7 protein-coding genes are annotated in these 6,940 nt (G+C 44.1%); 4 read left to right on the forward strand and 3 right to left on the reverse strand.

Going from position 1 to position 6,940, the window contains the following annotated elements; genetic code table 11:
• Nucleotides 1–177 precede the first annotated feature (177 nt).
• Both B3M51_RS05125 and B3M51_RS05130 read left to right on the forward strand, forming a co-directional pair.
• Nucleotides 178–1,812, forward strand: a complete 1,635-nt coding sequence (locus B3M51_RS05125) for an alpha-D-glucose phosphate-specific phosphoglucomutase (RefSeq protein ID WP_292757314.1) — start codon at nt 178–180, stop codon at nt 1,810–1,812.
• A 14-nt stretch (nt 1,813–1,826) separates the two neighbouring features.
• On the forward strand, nt 1,827–2,420 hold the full coding sequence (locus B3M51_RS05130) for a Maf family protein (RefSeq protein WP_292757302.1): 594 nt from the start codon (nt 1,827–1,829) through the stop codon (nt 2,418–2,420).
• A gap of 28 nt (nt 2,421–2,448) precedes the next feature.
• On the opposite strand, the gene B3M51_RS05135 is transcribed toward B3M51_RS05130, so the two are convergent.
• Nucleotides 2,449–2,853: a hypothetical protein gene (locus B3M51_RS05135; RefSeq protein WP_292757304.1), complete on the reverse strand. Its 405-nt coding sequence runs from the start codon at nt 2,851–2,853 to the stop codon at nt 2,449–2,451.
• 167 nt (nt 2,854–3,020) lie between these two features.
• On the opposite strand from B3M51_RS05135, the gene B3M51_RS05140 reads away from it, so the two are divergent.
• Together B3M51_RS05140 and murU are read left to right on the forward strand one after the other, a co-directional pair.
• Nucleotides 3,021–4,010 (forward strand): aminoglycoside phosphotransferase family protein, encoded by a 990-nt coding sequence (locus B3M51_RS05140; protein ID WP_292757306.1) that lies wholly within the window; start codon nt 3,021–3,023, stop codon nt 4,008–4,010.
• A complete protein-coding gene (gene murU, locus B3M51_RS05145) occupies nt 4,007–4,681 on the forward strand; it encodes an N-acetylmuramate alpha-1-phosphate uridylyltransferase MurU (protein WP_292757308.1) in 675 nt (224 codons plus the stop codon). The genes B3M51_RS05140 and murU overlap by 4 nt, the downstream gene beginning before the upstream one ends.
• Before the next feature lie 7 nt (nt 4,682–4,688).
• Here the strand turns inward: murU and argF are convergent, their stop codons facing one another.
• Both argF and B3M51_RS05155 read right to left on the reverse strand, forming a co-directional pair.
• On the reverse strand, nt 4,689–5,585 hold the full coding sequence (gene argF / locus B3M51_RS05150; protein WP_292757310.1) for an ornithine carbamoyltransferase: 897 nt from the start codon (nt 5,583–5,585) through the stop codon (nt 4,689–4,691).
• Nucleotide 5,586: 1 nt separating this feature from the next.
• The gene (locus B3M51_RS05155; RefSeq protein WP_292757312.1) at nt 5,587–6,786 is read right to left on the reverse strand and encodes an aspartate aminotransferase family protein; all 1,200 of its coding nucleotides are present in this window, start codon (nt 6,784–6,786) and stop codon (nt 5,587–5,589) included.
• Nucleotides 6,787–6,940 lie beyond the last annotated feature (154 nt).

Below are 6,940 nucleotides of genomic sequence, written 5' to 3' on the forward strand. Positions count from 1 at the left end.
GCAGTAATAAGCGCTAATGCAGTGGCAACCGAAGCATAACTGGCTATTCGCATTAAAGCGGCATTACTGAAGTGTTGAGACCGTAACATGTTCTCAGTATAGTGAGACACAATCACAGTGGAAAGCAAAATCACATTGTATTAACCAATCAAAAATTATTCGCCATTTTCAGGAAATATCATGTCGACCACCATCACTAGTCAGCCGTTTAATGATCAACGTCCTGGCACCTCCGGACTGCGCAAGCGAGTTCGGGTTTTCCAGCAAAAACATTATCTTGAAAACTTTGTACAGGCCATGTTTGACTCTGTTGGTGACACTCAGGAACAAACATTGGTTATTGGCGGTGATGGACGATTTTATAACCAAACAGCCATCCAGACGATTGTCAAAATGGCAGCAGTCAATGGTTTTAAACGACTGATTATCGGCCAGCATGGTCTGCTTTCAACGCCGGCGGCATCCTGTGTCATTCGCAAATACCAGGCATTTGGTGGCGTGATACTCTCTGCCAGTCATAACCCTGCTGGTCAGGAGGGTGATTTTGGTATCAAGTTCAATATCCGTAATGGCGGACCGGCTCCTGAGAGTATTACTGAAGCTATATATCAAAACAGCCAACGTATTTCTTCCTACCAGATATTGGAATGTGCAGATATTTCGTTGACAGAAATAGGGACACAATATTTACAGGATATGCAGATAGATATTATTGACCCGGTTGCTGTTTATGCTGAATTGATGTCTGATATTTTTGATTTTCCAGCGATCAGAGCCCTGCTATGTAATGGTCGCTTTCAAATGCGTTTTGATGCCATGCATGCCATTACGGGTCCCTATGCAAAAGAAATTCTTGAAAAACGTCTGGGGGCAGAAGCAGGCACGGTCATTAACGGTGTTCCACAAGCCGATTTTGCCGGCGGACATCCAGACCCCAACCTAACCTACGCCGCAGAATTGGTGGAAGAACTGTTTGCCGATATTGGGCCGGATTTTGGTGCGGCTTCGGATGGCGATGGCGATCGCAATATGATTTTGGGTCACGGTATATTTGTTACCCCTTCAGACAGTCTGGCTATTCTGGCAGCGAATGCAGAATTAATTCCGGCTTATCAAAAAGGACTTAACGGTATTGCCCGTTCAATGCCCACCAGCCAGGCTGCTGACCGCGTAGCACAGGCATTGAATATTCCTATGCATGAAACACCTACCGGCTGGAAGTTTTTCGGCAATCTGATGGATGCCGGGATGGTCACATTATGCGGTGAAGAAAGTTTTGGTACAGGCTCTGATCATATCCGTGAAAAAGATGGGTTATGGGCAGTTTTATTCTGGCTGAATATTCTGGCCATAAGACAACAGTCAGTCAGTGAGATCGTGCGTCAGCATTGGCAGAAATATGGCCGAAATTATTACACGCGCCATGATTATGAAGAAATTCCAAGTGAGATAGCCAATCAGTTGATGGAAGGTCTTCAGCAGCAATTACCTGACTTAGCGGGTCAGTCGCTGAATGGGTATATCGTCGATTACGCGGATAATTTCAGTTATCACGATCCAGTCGACAAAAGCATTGCTGAAAACCAGGGTATTCGCATTGGCTTTACTGATGGTTGCCGTATTATTTTTAGACTCTCCGGCACAGGCACCCAAGGGGCAACTCTAAGAGTGTATATCGAAGCTATTGAAGATAATCCGGATAAATTGTTTGAAGACACCCAAACACGACTGAAAGATTTGATTGAGCTTGCTGATAGTCTTGCCAAAATCAAATCGCTTACTGGTCGCACTGTTCCAACTGTCATTACCTAGGTTAACCACAACGCATGCAAACATTAATTTTAGGTTCCAGCTCTCCTTTTCGTGCTGAACTGCTTGCTAAATTACATTTGAACTTTCTGACGGCTTCACCGGATATTGATGAAAGCCCAAGTCCCAATGAAACACCAGACCAACTGGTAAGACGACTGGCAGAGAGCAAAGCTCGTAAAATTGCTGACCAGTATCCAGACAGCCTTATTATTGGATCTGATCAGGTCGCCGTATTGAATGGTCAGGTAATGGGTAAACCAGGAAATCATCTCAAAGCGATTGAACAGCTTTCCGCAGCTTCAGGTAATACCGTTACATTTATGACCGGACTGGCTTTGTTTAATGCTGCCACAGGTAATATGCAATCTGAGGTCGACTATTTTGAAGTGGTTTTCAGAGAACTATCAGCAGAACAGATTGAGTTTTATCTAACAACTGAACAGCCCTATCAATGTGCAGGAAGTTTTAAATCGGAAGGATTCGGAATCAGCCTGTTTAAGGAATTACGTGGTCAGGATCCAAATAGCTTGATTGGTTTACCGCTGATTCGTTTGATAGAACTGCTGGCCAACGAAAATATTGATGTGTTGGCACAGCAGTCCGAGTAAAGACTATTGAGCTTTTATAGCTCGTCGATTATTGCTTTTTACTTTTTTCAACGTTTTCCATTGCTGCAGCCTGAGCTGCCATATTATTCATCGTCTGGCCCATTAACTGACGGGCTGCTTTTGAACGTAAACTTCTTGCCATTCCTTCAGTAAGACCAGGATTCACATTATTAGCCGTCAACAGCTCTTTCAATTCATCGAGTTTAGGCTCACATGATTGCAGAATATCACCAGCAGTTTGGGTTGCTGACTTACCAGTTTTACTGGCATTTAAGCGAGACTCCATCATGCACTTATTGTAAGCGGTGATATTACTTGTCATTTCGTTAATTGATTCCTGGGGCATATCCCAAGGCGTCAGGATCGATTCTTCTGCCATTGCAAAAGTGCTGAAAACGGCCATCGAACCAGCCACCAAATAGTGTTTAAGCATTACATCCTCTCCAGATATTTATAATTTTTGTTGCCATGCTGAGACCGCGCTTATAGGGCAAATTATCCCATTCATTACGAATACGCTACAATCTGCCATCAAATTCAATTCAGTTCAGTTATCTCACTTGCTGGCCTGATTTCTTAAACTAATAACGCACATCCCAGATGAACAATAAACAAGATATACGCTTTCAACAGTTGCAACAATGGTTGCAAGGCTTCATAACCGATAAAAACTATTCGTTAGCACCTGCCTCCAGCGATGCCAGTTTTCGACGTTATTTTCGATTACAGCAAATGGATAGCAGTTTTATTGTCATGGATTCTCCTCCAGAACATGAAGATAACCAGTCATTTATCAAAGTCGCAACTGTATTAGAACAATTCGGATTGAATGTTCCGCATATCTATCAACAGGATCTGCAGCAGGGGTTTCTAATACTGAGCGATCTGGGTAATACGCCTTACCTTTCGCAGTTATCCGTTGAAACGGCAGATGAGCTTTATAAAAAAGCCATTGACAGTCTGATATCCCTGCAGCAGATTCCCTGCGAAAACCAGTCCTTACCTCAATATGAGGCGTCATTATTACAACGTGAAATGCAACTGTTTGATGACTGGTTTCTGCAGCGCCATTTGGGATTAAATCCGCCCGAATGGTTAGCTGCAACATTCGATTTTTTGACGCTAAACGCTTTGGAACAACCTCAGGTTATTGTGCATCGGGACTTCCATTCACGAAATCTGATGTACCTGCAGGGACAAAAACCGGGAATAATTGATTTTCAGGATGCCGTGGTGGGCGCCATTAGTTATGATTTGGTTTCATTGTTGCGTGATGTATATATCCAATGGTCTCCGGCGGAACAACAGCAGTGGGTTGGATATTATATTGAACAGGCTCAACAGCATGAATTGTTAACATTCGAGCAGGCACAAAATTTTCCTCGCTGGTTTGATTTAATGGGCTTACAACGCCATCTGAAAATACTCGGGATATTCTGTCGGCTGAATTACCGCGATAATAAACCTAATTATATGAATGATTTAGCATTGACATTAAATTATGTTTATCAAGTATGTGAACGCTATCCAGAGCTACAGAATCTCTATCAATATCTTATTGAACAACCTAAAATTGCGGCTATAAAATGAAAGTAATGATTCTCGCAGCAGGTCGCGGTGAACGGCTTAGACCACTCACCGATCTCACACCCAAACCTTTGCTGCATGCTGGTCCAAAACGCTTGATTGAATATCTGATTGAAAAGCTGGTCGCTGCTGGATTTGATGATATTGTGATTAATCACGCTCATCTTGGTGAGCAATTTGAGCCAATATTGGGCAACGGTGAACGCTATCATGCCCATTTTGAATATTCTGCTGAAATCGCTGGCGGGCTGGAAACCGCTGGTGGAATAATTCAGGCATTACCACTGTTAGGCAACGAACCTTTTCTGGTAGTGAATGGCGATATCTGGACAGATTTTCCGTTTGCTGATCTCGCCAAGATTGACTTATCTACAGAGCAACTATGTCACCTGGTTATGGTGAATAATCCTGCGCATAATCCTGCTGGGGATTTTTATCTTGATGCCGGTGGTTTGCTTTCACTTGAAGGTGAACCCAAACTGACCTTCAGTGGTATTGCAATTTATCGACCCGAAATGTTTGCAGAGCATCCAGCTGCCAAACTGGCCTTAAAGCCTTTTTTTGTTGAGGCTATGGAGCAGCGAAAAGCGACCGGGCAACATTATCAGGGGCAGTGGTCTGATATTGGAACGGTCGAGCGCTTAACCGCGTTAGCCAGGCAACTCGACGTTTAACGGCATTTCAGGCGCAAAGAAACTCCAGTAAGGCTTTTTGCGCATGTAGTCGATTTTCAGCTTCATCCCAAACAACACTTTGCTGACCATCAATTACATCTGCTGTCACTTCTTCACCGCGATGTGCTGGCAGACAATGCATAAATAAAGCATTATTAGCAGCTTGTTGCATGACCTTGTTATCTACCTGAAACGAAGCAAATGCGGCTTCACGTTTCCGCTGTTCCTCTTCCTGCCCCATGCTTGCCCAGACATCTGTTACCACTAAATCGGCATGCTCAGCAGCCTGTATAGGGTCATTAAACAGACGGACCTGTGCATCTACTGCATTGATTACCTCTGTTTTGGGTTCATAGCCTTCAGGGGTGGCAATATTTAAATTAAAACCAAACTGTTGAGCTGCATTAATATAGGAATGACACATATTATTGCCATCCCCAATCCACACAACCGTTTTTCCACGGATATCACCACGATGTTCCTGATAGGTTTGCATATCAGCCAGCAATTGGCAGGGATGAAAATCATCAGTCAACGCGTTGATCACCGGTACCGATGAATATTTAGCGAAGGTTTCGATCTTGCTATGTTCAAAGGTTCGGATCATTACGGCATCGACCATACTGGAAATGACTCTGGCGGAATCTTCAATCGGCTCGCCTCTGCCCAGTTGGGTATCATCGGGTGATAAAAAGATTGAACCACCACCAAACTGCACCATCGCTGACTCAAACGATACGCGGGTGCGAGTTGAAGACTTCTCGAAAATCATTGCCAAAACTTTATTTTTCAATGGCTGGTAGATTTCGCCCGCCTTATGCATCTTTTTCAGTTCTGTGGCCCGTGCAATCAACTGACTCAGTTCGGCTGGCGATAAATCTTTAAGCGTAAGAAAATGTCTCATATCAGGCTACGCTCTCTACAGGCCTTGTCGCCAGAAAGGTTTTGATCAATTGACTTACCTTATTGACGATCAATACCGCTTCCTCAGCATTAATAATCATTGGCGGCAATAAACGAATGACTTTTTCAGACGTCACGTTGATCAAAATCTTATCCTGCAAAGCCAATTTAACCAGCTCTGCACATGGCGAGGTCAACTCAATACCAAACATAAAGCCCAGATGACGAACTTCTTTCACGCCTTCGGTCTTACCCAACTGTTGTTTAAATTGCTGAAACATCTTCTCACCCAGTCTGCTGACGTGCCCCAGTAACTGTTCTTTTTCAATCGTTTCCAGGACGGCTAGAGCAGCACTGCAGGCTAACGGGTTACCACCAAAAGTAGAACCATGATTACCGGCCTGTAATACGCCTTTTGCCAAGCCAGCGACCAGACAGGCGCCAATAGGCATACCATTGCCCAATCCTTTTGCCAATGTCATAACATCCGGCAATAAATCCGCTTTATGTTGAAAGGCAAACCATTTTCCAGTCCGACCAACACCCGTTTGTACTTCATCGAGCATCATCAGTAATTTGCGCTGCGTACATAAATCCCGGATAGCAGACAAATATTCACTATCAGGAACCCTGATACCACCCTCACCCTGCACTGGTTCAACCAAGATCGCTACCGCTTCCGGCCAGTGACTGACTGCCATACGCACTGCATCGATGTCATTGTATGGAACCCGCACAAAGCCAGGAAGCAATGGTTCAAAACCAGCCTGAACCTTGGCATTACCGGTTGCCGTCAAGGTCGCCATCGTCCGACCATGGAAGCTGCCATCCATAACAATAATGACCGGTTTATCAATGCCTTTACTGTGACCGTATTTACGGGCAATTTTAATAGCCGCTTCATTTGCCTCAGCACCGGAATTACAGAAAAAAACCTGCTCCATACCGGAGACTTGTGTCAGTTTGTCAGCCAATAACTGTTGTTTTTCAATATGATAAAAATTCGAGGTATGTACCAATGTGGCAGCCTGCTCAGAAATGGCACGCGTTACCGCAGGGTGACAATGACCAAGATTACAAACCGCGATACCACTTAATGCATCAAGATATCGCTCGCCACGGGTATCAGTCAGCCAAGCACCTTCCCCTTTAGCAAAAGTAATATCCAAACGTCCATAAGTAGGCATGACAGATTCGGTCATGGCATTTATCTCCCTGCCTGTTTTTCAAGGCGACATATCAGCAGCTATTTCTGCTGGATTGAAACGAAAAATGGCAGTTTCAAAAGAAAACTGCCATATTCCAAAAACCATAAATTATATAACGAATCAGTCAGCAGTCATAAGACTACTGACT

The sequence above is a fragment of the Methylophaga sp. UBA2689 genome, assembly GCA_002354555.1.
Classification (GTDB): domain Bacteria; phylum Pseudomonadota; class Gammaproteobacteria; order Nitrosococcales; family Methylophagaceae; genus Methylophaga.

Bases quoted from the DNA above. Each gene is read 5' to 3' on its own strand.
- B3M51_RS05130 (WP_292757302.1), top strand. From the start codon at position 1,827: ATGCAAACATTAATTTTAGGTTCCAGCTCTCCTTTTCGTGCTGAACTG.
- B3M51_RS05135 (WP_292757304.1), bottom strand. From the start codon at position 2,853: ATGCTTAAACACTATTTGGTGGCTGGTTCGATGGCCGTTTTCAGCACT.
- B3M51_RS05140 (WP_292757306.1), top strand. From the start codon at position 3,021: ATGAACAATAAACAAGATATACGCTTTCAACAGTTGCAACAATGGTTG.
- murU (WP_292757308.1), top strand. From the start codon at position 4,007: ATGAAAGTAATGATTCTCGCAGCAGGTCGCGGTGAACGGCTTAGACCA.
- argF (WP_292757310.1), bottom strand. From the start codon at position 5,585: ATGAGACATTTTCTTACGCTTAAAGATTTATCGCCAGCCGAACTGAGT.
- B3M51_RS05155 (WP_292757312.1), bottom strand. From the start codon at position 6,786: ATGACCGAATCTGTCATGCCTACTTATGGACGTTTGGATATTACTTTT.